The following is a 17,562-nucleotide window of genomic DNA, read 5'->3' as shown; positions in this document are numbered from 1 at the left end:
GGCGGGTCGGTGGTGGGGGCGGGCTCGGACGAGGAGGTGGGTGATGAGGGGTGAACGTGCGCACGGACGTGCGGCGGGTCTCCCCGCCGCGGATGAGCCGGCGATCGTCGCACGGGAGCCGATGAGTGTCGAACGGGAGCCGTCGAGCCTCGGGCCTGAGCCATCGGGCCTCGGGGCGGAGCCGTCGATCGTCGGGCGGGACGCCGAGGTCGAACGGCTCGCCCGGCTCATCCGGGTCGGGGCCGGTATGCCGCACGACGGCGACCTGCGCGAAGCCGACGTGCCGCGTGGCGGTGTTCTGATCGTCGCCGGTGAGCCGGGGGCGGGCAAGAGCACCCTGCTGGAGGACGCCGCCCGCCGCGCCGCTCATGCGGGTCACCGTGTGCTGCGCGCGACCGGCCGCGAGTCGGAGCGGGATCTCGCCTTCGCGGGGCTCCACCAGCTTCTGCGGCCCGTACTGGACCAGGCGGACGCGCTGCCCGAGCGGCAGCGCCGGGCTCTGCTGGGGGCGTTCGGTTTCGAGGAAGCTCCCGGCGCACCCGACGATCCTGACGTACGCGACGCTCGCGACGTACACGATGCTCCCGACCTACACGACGCGCCCGACGCTCCCGACGTACACGACGTACACGACGTACACGACGTACACGACGTACCGAACGAACCCGAGCCCCTGCTGACAGGACTCGCGGTCCTGACCCTGCTGTCCCGGCTGGCCGACCAGACGCCCGTGCTGCTCGTGATCGACGACGCCCACTGGATCGACGCCGCCTCCGCCGGCGTGCTGTCCTTCGTGGCCTGGCGGCTGGACGACGACCCGGTCACCCTGCTCGTCGCCGTACGCGACGACGAGCCGCTCTCCGGGTTCGAGCACGCGTTCCCGGCGATCACGCTGGCGCCGCTCGACGACGCGACGTCCCGCCGACTGCTCGGCCTGCGCGCGCCGGAACTGCCGGCCGGGGTCCGCGAACGGGTGCTCGCCGAGGCCGCCGGCAACCCGCTGGCGCTGCTGGAGCTGGCGAAGGCCGCCCGTTCCCGCGACCCCGGCGACCTCGATCCTGGCCCGTTGCCGGTCGGCGAGCGGCTGGCGGCCGGCTACGCCGCCCAGGTGGCGGAACTGCCCGAAGCCTGCCGCCGTACGCTGCTGCTGCTCGCGGCCGCCGACGTGGAGGATCCCCCCGACGCCGTCCTCGCGCTGCTGCCCGACACCGGCGACAAGACGTGGATCACCCTCGAACAGGCGGGGCTGATCACCCAGGCCGGCCGGCGGGTGCGGTTCCGCCATCCGCTGATCCGTTCCGCGCTCTACCAGTCCGCACCCTTCGACGCCCGCTCGCAGGCCCATCGCGCGCTCGCCGACGTCCTCGGCGACGAACCGGACCGCCGCGCCTGGCATCTCGCGGCGGCCACGCCGTACCCGGACGCGGAGGTGTCGGCCGCCCTGGAGCGTACGGCGGACCGGGCCCGTCGCAGGGGCGGCTACGCGGCGGCGGCGAAGGCGCTGGCCCGCGCCGCGGAGCTGAGCCCCGTGCCCGGCGACGGCACGCGGCTGCTGGTCGAGGCGGCCGGCCTGGCCGTGCTCACCGGCCGCCTGGCCTGGGTGGAGGAGCTGGCCGAACGCGTGCGCGCCCGTACCGACGACCCCGCCGTACTGGCTGCCGCGACCCTGCGCGTCGGACGGCTGACGGCGCTGAGCCGGCAGCACAACGCCGTCTTCGCCGAGCTGATCGGGATCGCCGACGATCCGGCGGCCACGCACCCGGCGACCGCGCTGGACGCGCTGGCCGCCGCAGCCGTGCTGCGCTTCTACTCCGGCGACGAATCGCAGCGGCGCGAGATCGACCGGATCCTGCCGCGCCTGCCCGACGGGCCGCTGCGTGACTGGGTACGGATGGTGGCGGACCCGTTCGGCGCCGGGCGCCGGCTCGTCCCCCGGCTGCCGGGCATGATCACCACGGCCAGGGGCCGTCCGGAACGACTGACCGCGCTCGCCGTCGCCGCCTGGATCATGGACGAGACCGCGCTGGCCGTACGGACGTTCGACGAGGCGATGCGGTCATGGCGGGTCAGGGGACCGATCCCCGACGGGATGGGCGGCGTGGCGGCGCTCGCCTACTTCGAGTACGGCCGCTGGGCGCAGGCGCGCGAGGTGTGCGCCGACATCGGCGCGCTGGCCGCCGGGAAGCTCGACCACGCGGCGGCATGCGTGCTCGCCACCGACGCCATGGTGCTGGCCGCCCAGGGCGACACGGGCGAGGCCCGCGCCCTCGCCGAGCGGGCGTTGCACCTGGTCGATCCGCTGGAGAGCCGATCGGTGGCCGTGCACGCCCGCCGCGCCACTGCTGCCGCCGCCGCGGCCGAGGGTGACTACGAGAGCGCGTACGAGCAGTACCGGACGCTCTTCGACCGCGACGGAGATCCCGTCCACTACCACGCCTCGTACCCGGCGCTGCCGGAGCTCGCCGCGGCGGCGGCCCGCACCGGCCGTTCCGCCGAGGCGGCCGAGATCGTCGAACGTTCGGCCCGCGCCCTGACCGAGGGCGGATCCGACCGCCTGCGTGCCCTCGTCGAACGCAGCCGTGCGCTGCTGGCCGGCCCGGAGCAGGCCGAACGGGCTTTCCTGGCCGCGCTGGCGGAGCCGGCGCTGGAACACCGGCCCTTCGAGCAGGCCCAGACGCGGTTGGAGTACGCCGAATGGCTGCGGCGGCGGCGCCGCATCGCCGAGGCGCGACCGCACCTCGCCGCCGCACACGAGGTCTTCGCCCGGCTGGACGCGCGCCCGTGGGCCGAACGCGCACGGGCCGAACTGCGGGCCGCCGGTACGGACGTCACCGTGCCGGACGCGCTGGGCCTGGCCGAGCTCTCCCCGCAGCAGCGGCAGATCGTCCGGCTCGCCGCCCGCGGGCTGACCAATCGCGAGATCGGGGAGCGGCTCTACCTCTCGCCGCGGACTGTCGGCTCGCACCTTTACCGCGTGTTCCCCAAACTGGGCGTCACCACCCGCGCCCAGCTACGCGACGTGGTGGACGCGGGCGGCGTACCCCGGGACTGACACGCGGCGGCGGAATCGGCACGATCTTCACCAGTGCGGGTGCTGGGCCAGCCATCCGAGATGCCCCTCAGAGGGCGGCGTGAGGCAGATAGTGCTCGCCGAGGATGTGCGACACGAGCCGGCCCCGACTGCGTACACCAACCTTGGCGAAGAGCGACTTGAGGTGGTCCTGCACAGTACTGGCGGAGATGTGCAGCTCGGCGGCGATCCCGGCGGACGGCACCCCCGCGATCACCCGCTGCAGCACCTCCCGCTCGCGCGGGCTGAGGGCGTACGCGAGCATCAGCATTTGCGAGATCTCCGAGGTCGGAGCCGCCTGGATGACTACCGAGACGTCCCCTTCGCGGCCACCCTCCAACGGAGACCCCCAAAGCGACAACCACCGCCCGGTACGCGACCGTACCCGCGCATGGGCTTCGGCGCCGTGACCGGCACGAGCGGCCGCCGCCACCTCGTGCACAGCCATCCGGTACGGCGACAGTTCGTCCAGCTTTCCCCGCCCGGCCTCGTTCGCCGCCAGCACCACTCCACCCCGATCCACGATCAGCACCCCAGGACCGCCCGAATCGGCGCTCACCCCCACCCCAGCACCAGGCCGGCACGCGGCCCGCCGCAGCGCCACCGCGACGGAAGCGGAGACGGCCCGCACCAGCTCAGCGTCACCGTGCGTGAAATCGGGCCGTCCACCGTTCCGGAACAGGGCCACCCCGCCCCAGCACCTGCCGTCGGCCACGAAGACGGCCCGCAGCTCATGCCGCGCGCCGATGACGGGCAACACCGACCGGTACCGGTGGCTGACCTCAGGATCCCCACCGGTGCTCTGGCTGAGGATCGCCACGGTACGGCCGGACCGGGCCAGGTCCGCGAACTTGTCCACGTCCGCGACCAGGTATTCGTTGGGCGCCGCGATGGCGGCGGCGGCCGAGGGGATGCCGTCGGAGACCTCGTCGGTGATCAGCAGCGTCCACGGGTCGATCGTGCCGAAGCAGAACGCGTCCTGGGGAATCACGCGACGCAGCCGCTCGGCGATCCTGGCTCGCAACGTCCGCGAATCCAGGTCGAGGGAACAGATCGTCACAATGTCGCGTACGGCTTCACGCTGTGCGACAGAAAGCCCCATGTGCTGACAGCCTACCGACCGTGCCTTGAGCGAGATCCCAGAAATCTGGGATGCCGAAACCAAGGTCGGGCCCCTTACCGTGGCGATCGATTCGTACCTGTTCTGAAGAAAGGACCCCTCGTGACCCTCCCCTACCTGGCCCAGGCCGCCGACCACGAGCAGTTGGAATGGCTCGGCGGCGGCATCATGCAGATCCTGCTGGACGCCCGGCACACGGAGGGCCGGCTGACGATGTTCCGCTCGGCGGCCCCCGAGGGCTCCGCCGCACCGGTCCACGTTCACGCCGACGAGGACGAGATCATCGTGCTCCTGTCCGGCAGCGGCATCGTCTGGGCCGGCGACCAGCGTTACGAACTCTCCGAAGGCGGCGTCGCCTTCCTGCCGCGCCGGGTCCCGCACACGTACCGGATCACCTCACCGACGGCGGACATGCTGGCCGTCAGCACGCCCGCAGGCATGGAAGGCTTCTTCCGCACCGCCGGCCGCGCCCTCTCCCAGCCCAAGCCGGAGGGCTGGACGATCACCCCCGCCGACCTGGCCGCCGCAGCCAGAACCCACGGCCAGACCATCCTCGGCCCACCCCTCGCCACCGACGACCCGATGCCCGCCGCCTACCTCGACTGATGGCGTCGAATCGCCATACGAGCGATGACCATCGTGGCCCGCTCCAACCGAGTCCCGGCCGAAGAAGCCCTGGCCGAGGACCTTCCGTGGCTCACCTGGCTTCCTGAGCACGAGCGGCTGCAGTGTGTCCGCGAGCTCCTCGCCCACCTACGGGCCAGAGCGGACACCGGGGAGTTCCTGCCCTATGCCCGCACCCGCCGTTCGTGGAGGTCCACCGCTCTGGTCTGGAGCGACCCGGAGATCGCCCGCGACCTCGCCGACCCGTTCGACGGCAGCGGCGGGCAGCTCGTCGACGGCGCCGAGTGCTGAGCAGCCGGGTGGTGCGCTGCATGGTGCTGCCCGTGACGGTCTCGGTCGTCACGGTGAGCTGGCGGGCGCGCCGATCGCGGTCGAAGAAGAGGCTGTAGGAGACGGCCAGGCTGCCGTTCCAGCCCGCGCGCAGGCCGAGCAGCGTCGGCCCGTTTCCCGACGATCCCGCCCCGGCCTCGCCCCGCCAGGCCCGCGTCACCGCGAAGCCCTTGTCCGGGTAGAGGACCACTTCGGCGGCGGTCTCGGCCTCGCCGTCCACCTCCACGCCCGCCATCGGCCCCGCGCCCAGGGACGCCGACCCGGCCGCTCTGGCGCTCAGGCCGATCGCCGCGCGGTTCCAGCCGTCCGGAGGCACAACATGGCTGAGGACCTCGCGGGCCGAGCTCGCGTTCGGCCGCTCGTACACGAACGTCGCCGCCGCGTTCGCGGCGATCGAGCCTTCGAGGCCGGGGCCGATCTCGTTGATCCAGCTGCCGCCGTCGATCCAGGGGGCGAACGCGGAGGTGAAACGCCGGCCCGCACCCAGTTCGTACGACAGTGCGGCCGCGTACGTACGCTTCCCCCGTTTGGGATCCTTGACCTTCGTCGCCGTCGACCGTGCAGCCTGTCTGGATCAAGAGGGGCAGGGCTGCCAAGAAACATCTGCGGAGCTGAGCCATCGCCTGACCTCCCCACGCCCGTGGCCTTTCTCAATATGGCTGCTCCCCCGGTCGCCGGTAAAAGGAATATTCGGGGTGGAGGACCGATATAGCGGCTTCGTCCAGCCGAATGCCGGGCCGGGTGCTTTGTCGGTGGCCACCAAAGGTCGGTGCCGGGTTCAGCGGATCCGATGAACTGCTGGACGGTGTCGTCGTCGCAGGATGCTGGTATGACGACGACCTTGGTGATCAGCGGTGGCACGGTTCACGACGGCAGTGGCGGCCCCGGCCGGGTGGCCGACGTTCTGGTCGAGGGTGACCGGATCACCGCCGTGCGCCCCGGCGTGGGCGAACTCGACGGCGTGCCGGTGCTCGACGCGACCGGGCTGGTGGTCGCGCCTGGCTTCGTGAACGTGCTCAGTCACGCGTACTTCACCCTGGAGAAGGACGGCCGCGGCCTGTCCGACCTCTACCAGGGCGTCACCACGCAGGTCTTCGGCGAGGGCACCTCGATCGGGCCCCACACCCCTGAGGTGCGGGCGGAGCTCGAATCGGGCAACGCGCCGGACGATCCGCCGCTGGTGTGGGACCGGCTGTCGGAGTTCCTCGCCCATCTCGAAGGCAAGGGGGTCGCGCAGAACGTGGTGAGCTTCGTCGGCGCGCACAACCTGCGCATGATCGGGGCGGGTTCGGACGACCGGCCGATGACCGCGGCCGAGCTCTCCCGCGTCCGCGGCGTGCTGGACGAGGAGCTGGCCGACGGTGCCCTCGGGATCGGGTCGGCGCTCATCTACCCGCCGGGCTGCTTCGCCTCCACGGACGAGCTGGTCGCGCTCTGCGAGGTCGTCGCCCGGTACGGCGGCACGTACGTCTCTCATCTGCGCAGCGAGGGCGATCACTTCCTGGACGCCGTGGACGAGCTGATCACGATCGGCCGCCGGGCCGGGGTGCACGCGGAGATCTATCACCTCAAGGCCGCAGGGCAGCACAACTGGCCGAAGATGGCGCGGGCCGTCGAGCGCGTCGAGGCCGCCCGGGCGGCGGGGCAGCCGGTGACCGCCGACGTCTATCCCTATCTCGCCGGGCAGACCCAGCTCGGCTCCTCGATCCCGCCGGACTTCCACGAAGGCGGCCACGAAGCTCTCGCGTCCCGACTGGCCGATCCGGCCGAACGAGCCCGCATCCGCGCAGCCGTGACGACCCCGTCAGAGCGCTGGGAGAACCTCTACCTGGCTGCGGGCGGCGCGGACGGCGTCATGCTGCTCCCCGACCCGAACGGGCCGGCGGTCGAGTATCGCGGGCTCAGTCTGCGGCAGGCGGCCGACCAGCACGGCACGGACCCGGTGGAGATGCTGCTGCGGCTGGTCGAGCTGGAGCCGACGCTGCACGCCATGTACTTCATGATGAGCGAGGAGACGCTGCGCACCGCGCTGCGCAACCAATGGGTCTCCGTCGGTTCCGACGCGCCGACCTTCGCCACCGAGGCGCCGTACGCCGACGTGCCCACCCATCCTCGGGCGTACGGGACGTTCGCCCGCATTCTCGGCCGGTACGTACGCGAGCAGTCCCTGCTCACCCTCGGCGAGGCGGTGCGCCGGATGACCAGCCTGCCGGCGGGCAACCTCGGCCTGCGGGATCGCGGCCTGCTCGCCCCGGGCAAGTACGCCGACATCGTGGTGTTCGACCCGGAGACGGTGGGCGATCACGCGACGTACGAGGAACCGCACCGGTACGCGACCGGGGTCCGGCACGTGGTGGTCAACGGGCGTCCCGCGCTCGCGGACGGCGTACCCACCGGGCAGCTCTCCGGTCGGGCCCTGCGGCGCGGGCGCTGACACCTGCAGTTCCGAAGGGCCTGACGACCTGCTGTTTCGAAGAGCGCTGTTTCAGGCGGTGCCGTACATGTACATTCGCGGAAGATCCCGGGGAATCTCGCGGCGTACGAGTCGCGCTTCAGGAGGAAATGCATGCACGCACGGCCGCGAATGCTCCTCGCTGTTCTGCTGGGCGTCGCGATCGCGTCCGCCGGGTGCGGCCTGAGCGGCGGCGGCGTTTCAACGGCTGTATGTATGGACACGGCAGCGAAAGAAACCGCGAAACTCAGAAGCGCTGTGGAAGGATTGCTGCCGCCCGAAGTGGCCCGGACCATGACCGAGAACAATGGCTGCGATGCGGGCTCCAGCGATGCTTACCTTCTCTTCGAAGCAGGTCGCGCCGTGTCGGGGTACCAGTTGCTGGAGCCGTTCCGCGAGGACGAGTGGGAGGTGCGGGACGCGCCTACCGGCGATTGTTCCTACTGTGTCGCGGGCGTCAGCAAGGCACATGCCGGGCGGACGGTGGAGGTCTGGGTTTATGACCGGTCGAGCACCTCGCCCATGGAAGTCGAGGTGCGATCCCGCTGAGCGACGATTACTGGGAGGCCGTTTATGCCGTGCCGCCGCTCGACGAACTGGAGCGTCGCGACGAGTCAGCCGTTTTCGGATGGATCAGCCGTCACTTTCCGGCCGACGGGACCAAGATTGCCTGGGAGCGCGTCGAAGGCAAGCATGCGCACTGGAGAATCGCCGACGACCAGCGGCCGGCCGCCAAGGCGGCGGAAGAGGTGCGGCGGCGCTTGGGCCCCGGCTCCGTGGTCGAACACGTCGGCGACTCGCTCTCGCCTTATGGCGTGCGCTTCACCGATGAGAACGCCCTCGCGGTCGTGGCCGCGCTGCTCGAAATACCGGAGCACCACTATTTCCTCGCCGAGGACCGATCGTGGATCGTGGTCGTCACCATGGAGGGAGATCTGGACGTGTTGGACCGACCGCGATAGGTGACCCCGCGGCCCCCGTATGGGACGATCACTCGGGCTTATGCGCTCCACCCGCCCAATGGCTTTGCCCGCGTTGTCGTCGTGAGCGGAGGAAACGGTTGTGGGGAATGGCGGACAGGCGCTGCGGAGAAGGCACACGATGCGCCGGCCTGGAGCGGTGCTGCTGGTTGCGGTCGTCTTCGTAGGCGGATACTCGCTCGCCGGAATACTCGAACGTGAATATGTGGACTTCCTGTATGCGCGGACGCCCCCGGGAGAGGTCCCGTATCTTGCCGACACGGTGCAGTTGGCGGGCATGCGACTGTTCATGGTCGTGGGGATCGGGTTGTTGTCCCGGTTCACGTCCTACCGGCTGCGCGATTCGTTGCTGGGTCTCATTCCGGTCTATGGCGAGATCCTGCTCATCAAGCTGTGCTGGCGGGCGGTGTTCTTTCCCTATGTGGACTGGGTGCCGCGGGAGAGTGAGCGCGAGGGGCTTGAGGCCACGTCCGGACGGGCAGCGGCAGGAGGAAGGGTGGTCTGGCTGCGACGGCGGAGTGAGCAACCGGGCTGAGCGGCCCGAGCCGCGGCATGGTGATGCGCGAACAGCTGGGCCGCTCAGACCTGATCAGTGGTGGCGGGCCGGCGAACCATACGCAGCCGGGCTCACGTCCAGCTCCGATACTCGTCGGCGGGCAGAGGATGATCGACCGGGACGACGCGCGAGTGCACCGCCGTCAGGCAGCCGGGGCAGAACAACTGCCGGAAGACGATCTCCGCGTCCACGTACTCCCCCGGGTCGGGCCAGATGTGCGGACCCGCCTCCGCCGGCGGCGAGTCGCGGCGGGCCAGGCCCGTGACGAACGCGCCGCCCGCCAACGGCCCGATCCAGGTGCCGCAGTGCACGCAGACCACGGTTCCGCCGTCCGGTGACGACGACGACGGTGACGGGGACGGGGACTCCACGACGGCGAGGTTGTCGTCGAGTCGGCGGGCCGTGGTCAGGTCGGGCGCGCCGATCGGGGTGAGCCGCGTGCCGGACAGGCCGGCGTCGGACGCGCGGCGGTGCCGCAGCTTCTCGCGGGTCTCGTCGGTCGCGGCCGGGTCCACCTCGCCGTCCTCGTCGAGCACGACCCCGTAGACGTCCCGAGCCGCCCGCACTGAGACGCGGGCCTGGCGCACGTCCTCCCCCACCTGCCCGGCCGGCCGCAGCAGCGGGTCGCCGTAGCCGCCGCCCGCCTGCCAGTGCAGGTAGAGGGCGTCTCCGACGCCGAGGGTCGACTCCCCTTCGCAGGGCAGCACCTCGGTCTCGCCGCCGAGCTCGTCCAGGCCGGCGGGGATGGTGGCCGTCCGGGCGAGCTGGGGCGTGTCGATGCCGCGTACGACCAGGTCGAGCTGGGAGTTGCCCGGGTAGCCGCCGGCCAGGCCGACGTTCTGGTTCGCGACCTTGCCGGTGCCGGAGACGACCAGCGACATCGTCCCCGTCTGGGCAGGATGCTGGACGTAACAGACCGAGCCGCTCATCCCGCCCCGCTGCCGGCCCGGCCCGCCGGAGTCGGTCTGCTCGCGGCGCCACAGGGCGACGAGGGGGTAGAGGTACTCGGTCATCTCGACGTCAGGGGCCCGGGCGGAGGGGATGATGAGCCTGCCGCCGGTGTCGACGCCGTCGTAGTGCACCTGGGCTCCGTAGCCGCCGGCCATGACGTCGAAGACGGGCGAGACGAAGCCCTTGGCGCCGCCGCCGCGTTCGTCCACGCCGGAGACGACGCACAGGTCCGTGGTGCCGTTGCAGATCGACTGTACGTCGCCGCGATGGTCGGGTTCGGCGTCCAGCATCCTGGCCAGCACCTCGGCGACCAGGTTGCCCGCTCCCCACGCCGGCCCGAACGGCCCCTTCCCGACCGCGGCGGGGAAGGACGCGTTGGTGATGGTGTCCTCGTCGGTGATGATCTCGAAGCAGCGCATCAGCCCACCGGCCGCCCACGGGATGTCCCCGGCCAGCAGGGGCAGCATGGTGAAGACGATCCCGGCTCGTAATCCCGGGTACGGGCAGTTGATGATGCCGGTCTGCCCGGCGGTGCCGCGGAAGTCGAAGACGAGCCGATCGGCTTCCTTGGTCATCGCGACCTTGATCGCGTGCAGGCCGCGGTCGCCGGTCTGCGACTGTTCCTGGTAGCCGACCGCGGTCCAGGTGCCGTCGGGCAGGGTTTCCAGCTTGGCCCGCAGCCGGCGTTCGGCGTCGTCCATCATCCGGCGCATGACGATCTTGACGGTGTCGGCGCCGTACTTGGCGATGAGCCGCAGGATCTGCTCGGCCGCGTTCTTGTTGGCGGCGATCTTGGCCCGGAGGTCGAGACCCACCAGGTGCGGCAGCCGCGAGCGCCGGACCCAGGCGTCGGCGACGTCCCGTTGCAGCACCCCGCCGCGCACGACCTTCAGCGGCGGCGTCGGCACGGCCTCGCCGAACACGTCCTGCGCGGACGGGCTGAACGAGCCGGGCCGGGGCCCGCCCAGGTCCACCTGGTGCGCGATGGCGGTGGTCCAGCCGAACAGCTTGCCCTCGTGGAAGATCGGCGCCAGGATCGCGGCGTCGTTCTGGTGCAGCCCGCCGCCGATCCACGGGTCGTTGCAGAGGAACATGTCGCCCTCGGCGATGCCGGGATTGTCGCTGCGGTTGCGCAGCGTCCAGACGATGGCCAGGTCCATCGAGCCAATCAGGCCGATGTTGTACGTGCCCACCTGCACCTGCTCGCCGAGCTCGTCGCAGATGGAGAAGTTGAAGTCGTTGGACTCGGTGACGACGTGCGAGCCCGACATCCGCCGCAGGGTCTCGCCCATCTCCTGGGTGATGGCCCAGAGCCGGTGCCGGACGACCTCGTAGGTGAGGGCGTCGACCTCCCCATCATCGTCCACCTGGTGCAGCGACAGCGCCGGCGAGATCTGCCGCAGCAGCTCGGCTCGGGGAAGGGGCCTGCTGGTGAACTCGTCCGCCCCGGGGATCCTTGATGCCATGGAACGTGTCCTCACTGGTAGCTCAGCACGAGGTTGCCGAGGCGGTCGACGCGGCCGGTGACGCCGGCGGGGACGACGACCACGGTGGTCGGCACGTCGACGACGGCCGGGCCGACGAGCTCGTGGCCCGCGCGCAGCCGGGCGTAGTCGTAGACGGGGGTGGGCACGTAGCCGAGCTGCGAATCGAGGCAGACGGAACGTTCCTCGACGAGCGCGGCGGAGGGGTCGGGGCCGTCGGCCGCGGGGATCTCCGGCAGCCCGACGGGGAAGCCGAGCCCGGCCTTGGCGCGAACGCGGTAGGTGATCGCCTGCACGCCGGCCTCGCGGTAACCGGCGCCGCTGCCGTTGATGCGCTCGTACTGCCTCTCGAAGCGTTCGAGGATCTCCTCGCCGGTGCGCTCGGTGAATAACGCGTCGGGGACGGCCGTGGCGAGTTCGGTGACCTGCATCGAGTAACGCAGATCGACCTCGCGCTGCAGCGTCACGTCATGAAATTTCACCTTCTGCTGGTCGAGGCCGCGCTGCAGGTCGGCCTCCAGCCGGGCGAAGTGCGACTCCAGCACCGCGTGATGCACGGGGAACGACGACGGGTCGGACAGCTCGGCGCTCAGCACGACGTCCGAGGCGGCCAGCCCGTACGCGGAGAAGGCGGAGGCGACCGGGCCGAGCGGCACGACGACCTCGCTGACGCCCAGGTCCTGGCAGTAGCCGGCGCAGTGGGCCGGTCCCGCTCCGCCGAAGGCGTAGACGACGAAGTCGCGGGGGTCGTGTCCGGCCTGCACGACGGCCCGGCGCAGCAGGTCTCCGGCCTGCGCGTTCTGCACCTCGTGGATGGCGATGGCCGCCTCCTCGACGGTGAGGCCGAGCGGCTCGGCCACGTGCTCGCGGATCGCCTCGCGCGCCAGGTCCAGCCGCAGCGGCTTGCGCCCGCCGAGCAGCCCGCGCTCGCTCAGGATGCCGAGCACCAGGTTGGCGTCGGTGTTCGTGGGCCGGGTGCCGCCGTTGCCGTAGCAGGCAGGGCCGGGGACGGCCTCCGCGCTCTGCGGGCCGAGCCGCAGGTTGCCGCCCTCGTCCACGGACGCGAGCGCGCCGCCGCCCGAGCCGATGGTGTGCACCCGGATCGTCGCCGCGTTGATCGGGAACTGGTTCACGATCGAGCCGGGCGCCATGACCGGCTCCCCGTCCACGATCAGCCCGGCCAGGAACGTCGTGCCGCCGACGTCGGTGGTGATGACGTTGCGGTGCCCGAGCTGCTCGGCCAGGCGCATGCCGCCGACGACGCCGCCGGACAGGACGGAGCCGACCGTGGTGATGGCGTGCTCGGGAGCCCGGTCGGCGGTGATGGTGCCGCCCTCGCTCTGCATGACCAGCAGCGGCCCCTTGAGCCCGCGCTCCTCCAGCTGCTTCTGCAGCGGCAGCAGGTACGTGCGCAGCCGCGGCCCCACCTGGGCGTTCATGATCGTCGTCGAGGTCCTGGCGAACTCGCGGATGCGCGGGCTGACCTCGGAGGAGAGCGTGACGTACATGTCGGGGGCGATCTCGTGGATCAGCTCGCGGACCCGCTGCTCGTGGGCCCCGTTCTTGAACGACCACAGCAGGCAGACGGCGATGGCCTCGACCCCCTGCGCCACCAGGGTGCGGGTGACCTGGCGGACCTCGTCCTCGTCCAGCGGCACCAGGACCGTTCCCGCGTAGTCGATCCGCTCGGTCACTTCGAGCGCCCGGTACTTCGGGATCAGCGGTGCGGGCTTGCGCTGCCGCAGCGTGTCCTGGATCTCGTGGGCCGAGCGGCCGAGCGTGCGGCCCTCGGCGTTCATGATGTAGATCGCGTCCCTGTGCCCCTTGGTGGCGATGAGCCCGACGTCGGCCACCTGCCCCTGGACCAGGGCGTTGATCGACGCCGTGGTGCCGTGGGCGATGTAGTCGGTCTGCGCCAGCAGCTCGCCGACGCCGATGCCCAGCTCGCCGGCGAGGTCCTCGATCGCGCGCATGACGCCGACCTCGCGGTTCGGCGGGGTCGTCGGCGTCTTGGCCGACACGATGCGGCCGGCCCCGTCGGAGGCGACGGCGTCGGTGAACGTGCCGCCCACGTCGATGCCCAGTGCGTATGGCATGTGCGTTTCTCCTGGTGATCTTTACCGCTGGTGGGCGATGACGCGCCCGGTGACCGTGTGCAGGAGCTCGCGGGGGCGGGCGTCCGCGCCGCCCATCCAGGCGACGTGCTGGTCAGGGCGTACGAGCAGCAGCGCGGTGGGATAGCGCTCGCGGTGGTCGCCGGGCAGGTCGGCCACGGTGAGGGGGATCCCGAGGTCCCCAGCGGCCTCGGTCCAGGGGGTGACGTCGATGCCGGGGTCGGTGCGCAGCAGGGTGAAGCCGGGCCCGAGCACGTCGAGCGCCGAGCGGCCGTCGGCGAGCCAGACGTGCGGCAGCCGGAACCCGGGCCTGGCCCGTTCCTGGTAGTCGCCCATGGTGATGGCCGCCTGCTCCTCCCCGCCGGCCACGAGGGGGGAGCCGGCGTAGTGGTAGCCGAAGCTGAAGCCGTCGGGTGAGTACCGGTGCGGCTCGGTGACCGCGAGCCGCTCGGCCAGCTCGGCGCGGGCCTTCTCACCTTCGGGGCCCGGCAGGTGGATGTCCGGCGAGACGTCCGCGAACGACTTGCGCGCCGCCGCCCCCACGGCGCCGGCGAACTGCTCCCCCACGGGCTTGCGCTCCAACTCGTACGCGCTCAGCAGCCCGGGCGGCGCCCACCCGTGATGCACGGCGGCGAGCATCCAGCCCAGGGTGGCCGCGTCCTGGATGCCGGCGTTCATGCCGAACCCGCCGACGGGGATCCAGATGTGGGCGGCGTCCCCGGCCAGGAACACCCGGCCGTCCTGGTAGCGCTGGGCGACCAGCTTGCGTCCGGTCCAGCGCACGACGCCGAGCACCTCGTGCTCGACCGGGCCGCCTGCGGCCTCCTCCAGCAACCGCTGGGAGTCCTCGGCCTCGGTGTCGTGATCGGGCGGGAAGGCGGCGTGGTTGAGCCAGTGCTCGCCGCCGTCGATGGCGATCAGCGCGGCGGGCCGGCGGCCGTAGGTCCAGTACGTCCACGCCCGGTCCTTGGCCGCCAGCCGGCCCAGTTCGGGTGAGCGGACGAAGGTGGAGACGAACCGCTGGATGGCGTCGATGCCCTCGTACCGGATGCCGAGCGCGCGCCGGACGGCGCTGTGGGCCCCGTCGCAGCCGATCACGTACGCGTGGCGGAGGGTGCGGCGGGTGCCGCCGGACTCCACCACCGCCTCGACGTGGTCGTCGTCCTGCCGCAGCTCCACCAGCCGGGTGCCCCGGTCGAGGGTGATCAGCGGGTGCCGGCTTGCGTGCCGTTCCAGGATGGGTTCGAGGAACAGCTGCGAGATGCGGTGCTGCGGCTCCGGCGTGGGCCAGTCGTCCCGGCCGGCGCCGGCCAGCACGTCGCCGGCCGACGGCAGGTCGATGCGGAAGATCTGCTCGCCGCGCAGGCTCGTCCGGTACTGGATCGAGGTCGGGTAGTCCTCCGGCAGGCCGGCCCGGCGGATGTCGTCGGCCAGCCCGAGCCGCCGGAAGATCTCCATCGAGCGGGCGGAGGTGGTGTTGCACCGGGGGTTGACGCTCCGCTCCTCCGTGGCCTCCACGACGTGGCACGGCACGCCACGCCTGGCGAGGTCGATCGCGAGGGTCAGACCGGTGGGGCCGGCGCCGACGACGAGGACGGCCGGCTCATCGGGGGTGGTGGGTTGCGGTGTCATGCGCTCAGGAACTCCCCTACCAGGGTGCAGAACTCATCCGGCCGGTCGACGTGGATCCAGTGCCCCGCCCCCGCCACCACCTCAAGGCGGCCGTGGGGCAGGGCTGCGGCGAGCCGCTCGGAGACCTCCACCGGTTGGACCCGGTCCCGCTCCCCGTGCAGGGCGAGGACCGGGGTGGCGATAGTACCGGGATCGACGGGCGGCGGCCCGCCCGCGACCTCGGCGAACATCGATCGGAAGGCCGCTTCGGCGCCGGGGCGCAGGGCCTGCTCCAGCCGTAGGCCGGCCAGGTCGTCGAGGAGGTCGCGGTGCACGCTCTCGTCGGCGACCAGGCGGGCGAGGGTGGCGCGCATGGACGCCTTCGTCGGCTCGTCGTAGAAGGGGACGGTACGCGGCAAAGGCCCCGTGCCCGCGCCGCCCATGAGCACCGCGCGCCCGACCCGGTCGGGCGCCGCGGCGAGGAGAGCGAGTGCCGCGGCGCCGCCGGCGGCCGAGTTGCCGACGACGTGCACGCGGTCAAGGCCGTGCTGGTCGAGCAGGGTGAGGACCTGCCAGGCGCGGGACCGCGCCCACGCCCGCGGCCCCCGGAGGCCGGCCGTCCCGTCGCCGCTGATCCGCGTGCCGAAGCCGAGCAGGTCGGGCGCGAGGCAGTGGAACCGGGCCGCGAGCCTGGTCCGCACCCCCGTCCAGTTGCTCGCGGCGTCCACCCCCGGCCCGCCGCCGTGCAGCAGCACGAGAACGGGTCGCGCGCCCGCCTGCTCCGTCATCATGCTTCGGCCACCGCCGCCCTGGGCTCGGGCGAAGCGTCCTCGGTCGTACGCCGGAACCGGGTGAGCAGGAACACGGCGGCGGCCCCGATCAGGCCCGGGATCGCGAAGACCTGGAACATCGATCCCGGGGTCCAGCCGGCCTCCAGCAGGAATCCGGCGATCAGCGGCGCCAGCACGGCGCCGAGCCGGCTCACCGCGACGGCCAGGCCGAGCGCCGTCGCCCGGGACTCGGCCGGGTAGAGGCTCGGCACGATGACGTTGATCCCGGACACCGAGCCGTTCAGGAACAGCCCGACCAGCACCGCCACGACCAGCGCGGTGGCCAGCGTGCCGAGCGAGAACGAGAAGAGGATGAGCATGAGCGCGCCGGCCACGAAGTACGCCGCCGTCAGCCGGCGCGGTTCGAACCGGGAGGCCAGCACGCCCAGCAGGATCGCGCCCGTGACGCCGCCGAGGCTGAACAGCACGCCGCCGCTGATGCCCTGCTGGTTGGACATGCCCGCCTTCAGCAACAGGCTGGGCGTCCACGAGCTGCCGAAGTAGAAGACCAGCTGCGCGATGGTGAACGCCACCCAGACCAGCACGGTCCTGACCGCGTTACTGCCGCGGAACAACGACTCCAGCGCCACCTTGCCCGCCCCCGACCCCGATGGGGCCGGCAGGGTCTCGACGGGGGCGCGTCCCATCGACACCATGAGCCGGTTGAAGCGCTCCAGCGCGTTGGCGGGGCGGCGGGCGACGAGGTAGTCCATCGACTCGGGCAGGTAACGCAGGCCGACCAGGAAGAGGACGGCGGTGACGACGCTGCCGAAGACGAAGACCGAGCGCCAGCCGTACGAGCCGATCAGCAGGCTGGCCGCGATGCCGGCGATGACCGAGCCGATGCCGTACCCGGTGGTGATCAGCGCGACGACCAGCCCTCTGCGCCGGTTGCTGGCGAATTCGGAGGTGAGCACCGGCAGGCTGGCGGCCATCGCCCCGACCGCCGCGCCGGTCACCAGGCGGCTGGCGAGAAGCTGGTTGAAGTCCTGCGTGAGGGCCGCGGCGAGCATGCCCACCGAGGCCAGGGCGAGACAGATGAGGGTGAGCCGGCGGCGGCCGATGCGGTCGGCGAGCGGCGCCAGGAAGAGCGCGCCGATGGCCATGCCGGCCAGTCCGCCGCTCAGCAGGACGCCCACGCCGGAGGCGGACAGGCCCCACTCGCGGGTGATCGTCGGCCCGACGTAGGAGGTCACCAGGAGATCGAACCCGTCCACCAGGTTGATCACGAGGCACAGCGCGACCGCCCTGATCTGGGCGGGACTCATCGGTGAGTTCTTGACCTGCTCGAGAACGTTCAAGGGAAACCTCGCTTGGTTGCGCGATGGTCGAAAAGCCCCCGAGGAAGCCTGGACCGGCGCCCATGAGGGCGCCGCAGGCTGTGTATGTAGCGTTCGCTCTACAACAGTGGGGGTGCGCCGGCGGTGCCGAGGACGTCAG

The 17,562-nt window shown here is 71.7% G+C and carries 13 protein-coding genes; 7 read left to right on the top strand and 6 right to left on the bottom strand.

The window, feature by feature from the left end:
* Positions 1-121 precede the first annotated feature (121 nt).
* Positions 122-3,052, top strand: a complete 2,931-nt coding sequence (locus AB0C27_RS09245; RefSeq protein ID WP_357840161.1) for an AAA family ATPase — start codon at positions 122-124, stop codon at positions 3,050-3,052.
* 67 nt (positions 3,053-3,119) lie between these two features.
* Here the strand turns inward: AB0C27_RS09245 and AB0C27_RS09240 are convergent, their stop codons facing one another.
* Complete coding sequence (locus AB0C27_RS09240; RefSeq protein WP_357840157.1) at positions 3,120-4,172, bottom strand: LuxR C-terminal-related transcriptional regulator; 1,053 nt, start codon at positions 4,170-4,172, stop codon at positions 3,120-3,122.
* Between the two features lie 120 nt (positions 4,173-4,292).
* Between AB0C27_RS09240 and AB0C27_RS09235 the strand changes: the two genes are divergently transcribed.
* The 6 genes from AB0C27_RS09235 (at position 4,293) to AB0C27_RS09210 (ending at position 9,111) form a co-directional block, all read left to right on the top strand.
* Positions 4,293-4,796, top strand: a complete 504-nt coding sequence (locus AB0C27_RS09235; RefSeq protein ID WP_357840154.1) for a cupin domain-containing protein — start codon at positions 4,293-4,295, stop codon at positions 4,794-4,796.
* Positions 4,797-4,820: 24 nt separating this feature from the next.
* On the top strand, positions 4,821-5,105 hold the full coding sequence (locus AB0C27_RS09230; RefSeq protein WP_357840151.1) for a hypothetical protein: 285 nt from the start codon (positions 4,821-4,823) through the stop codon (positions 5,103-5,105).
* A gap of 868 nt (positions 5,106-5,973) precedes the next feature.
* A complete protein-coding gene (locus AB0C27_RS09225) occupies positions 5,974-7,578 on the top strand; it encodes a D-aminoacylase (RefSeq protein WP_357840148.1) in 1,605 nt (534 codons plus the stop codon).
* Positions 7,579-7,710: 132 nt separating this feature from the next.
* Positions 7,711-8,145, top strand: a complete 435-nt coding sequence (locus AB0C27_RS09220; RefSeq protein ID WP_357840145.1) for a hypothetical protein — start codon at positions 7,711-7,713, stop codon at positions 8,143-8,145.
* 29 nt (positions 8,146-8,174) lie between these two features.
* Positions 8,175-8,558: a hypothetical protein gene (locus AB0C27_RS09215; protein WP_357840142.1), complete on the top strand. Its 384-nt coding sequence runs from the start codon at positions 8,175-8,177 to the stop codon at positions 8,556-8,558.
* A 157-nt stretch (positions 8,559-8,715) separates the two neighbouring features.
* Positions 8,716-9,111, top strand: a complete 396-nt coding sequence (locus tag AB0C27_RS09210) for a hypothetical protein (RefSeq protein ID WP_357840139.1) — start codon at positions 8,716-8,718, stop codon at positions 9,109-9,111.
* A gap of 92 nt (positions 9,112-9,203) precedes the next feature.
* Here AB0C27_RS09210 and AB0C27_RS09205 read toward each other — a convergent pair whose 3' ends face one another.
* The 5 genes from AB0C27_RS09205 to AB0C27_RS09185 are packed head-to-tail and all read right to left on the bottom strand — an operon-like array spanning position 9,204 to position 17,390.
* The gene (locus AB0C27_RS09205; RefSeq protein ID WP_357840136.1) at positions 9,204-11,549 is read right to left on the bottom strand and encodes a hydantoinase B/oxoprolinase family protein; all 2,346 of its coding nucleotides are present in this window, start codon (positions 11,547-11,549) and stop codon (positions 9,204-9,206) included.
* A gap of 11 nt (positions 11,550-11,560) precedes the next feature.
* On the bottom strand, positions 11,561-13,663 hold the full coding sequence (locus AB0C27_RS09200; RefSeq protein ID WP_357840133.1) for a hydantoinase/oxoprolinase family protein: 2,103 nt from the start codon (positions 13,661-13,663) through the stop codon (positions 11,561-11,563).
* Positions 13,664-13,684: 21 nt separating this feature from the next.
* Positions 13,685-15,313 carry an FAD-dependent monooxygenase gene (locus AB0C27_RS09195; RefSeq protein WP_357840131.1) on the bottom strand — a complete coding sequence of 543 codons (1,629 nt, stop codon included), beginning with the start codon at positions 15,311-15,313 and terminating at the stop codon, positions 13,685-13,687.
* Positions 15,310-16,083, bottom strand: coding sequence for an alpha/beta hydrolase (locus AB0C27_RS09190; RefSeq protein ID WP_357840129.1), 774 nt, complete (start codon positions 16,081-16,083; stop codon positions 15,310-15,312). The genes AB0C27_RS09195 and AB0C27_RS09190 overlap by 4 nt, the downstream gene beginning before the upstream one ends.
* Positions 16,080-17,390, bottom strand: coding sequence for an MFS transporter (locus AB0C27_RS09185; RefSeq protein ID WP_357840126.1), 1,311 nt, complete (start codon positions 17,388-17,390; stop codon positions 16,080-16,082). The genes AB0C27_RS09190 and AB0C27_RS09185 overlap by 4 nt, the downstream gene beginning before the upstream one ends.
* Between the last annotated feature and the right edge of the window lie 172 nt (positions 17,391-17,562).

It is taken from the genome of Nonomuraea sp. NPDC048882, assembly GCF_040649755.1.
Lineage (GTDB): Bacteria > Actinomycetota > Actinomycetes > Streptosporangiales > Streptosporangiaceae > Nonomuraea > Nonomuraea maheshkhaliensis.
This window is presented reverse-complemented; position numbering and strand designations above follow the sequence as displayed.

Coding starts and splice junctions, on each gene's coding strand:
- AB0C27_RS09245 (WP_357840161.1), top strand. CDS start 122: ATGAGTGTCGAACGGGAGCCGTCGAGCCTCGGGCCTGAGCCATCGGGC.
- AB0C27_RS09240 (WP_357840157.1), bottom strand. CDS start 4,172: ATGGGGCTTTCTGTCGCACAGCGTGAAGCCGTACGCGACATTGTGACG.
- AB0C27_RS09230 (WP_357840151.1), top strand. CDS start 4,821: ATGACCATCGTGGCCCGCTCCAACCGAGTCCCGGCCGAAGAAGCCCTG.
- AB0C27_RS09225 (WP_357840148.1), top strand. CDS start 5,974: ATGACGACGACCTTGGTGATCAGCGGTGGCACGGTTCACGACGGCAGT.
- AB0C27_RS09220 (WP_357840145.1), top strand. CDS start 7,711: ATGCACGCACGGCCGCGAATGCTCCTCGCTGTTCTGCTGGGCGTCGCG.
- AB0C27_RS09205 (WP_357840136.1), bottom strand. CDS start 11,549: ATGGCATCAAGGATCCCCGGGGCGGACGAGTTCACCAGCAGGCCCCTT.
- AB0C27_RS09200 (WP_357840133.1), bottom strand. CDS start 13,663: ATGCCATACGCACTGGGCATCGACGTGGGCGGCACGTTCACCGACGCC.
- AB0C27_RS09195 (WP_357840131.1), bottom strand. CDS start 15,313: ATGACACCGCAACCCACCACCCCCGATGAGCCGGCCGTCCTCGTCGTC.
- AB0C27_RS09190 (WP_357840129.1), bottom strand. CDS start 16,083: ATGATGACGGAGCAGGCGGGCGCGCGACCCGTTCTCGTGCTGCTGCAC.
- AB0C27_RS09185 (WP_357840126.1), bottom strand. CDS start 17,390: ATGAGTCCCGCCCAGATCAGGGCGGTCGCGCTGTGCCTCGTGATCAAC.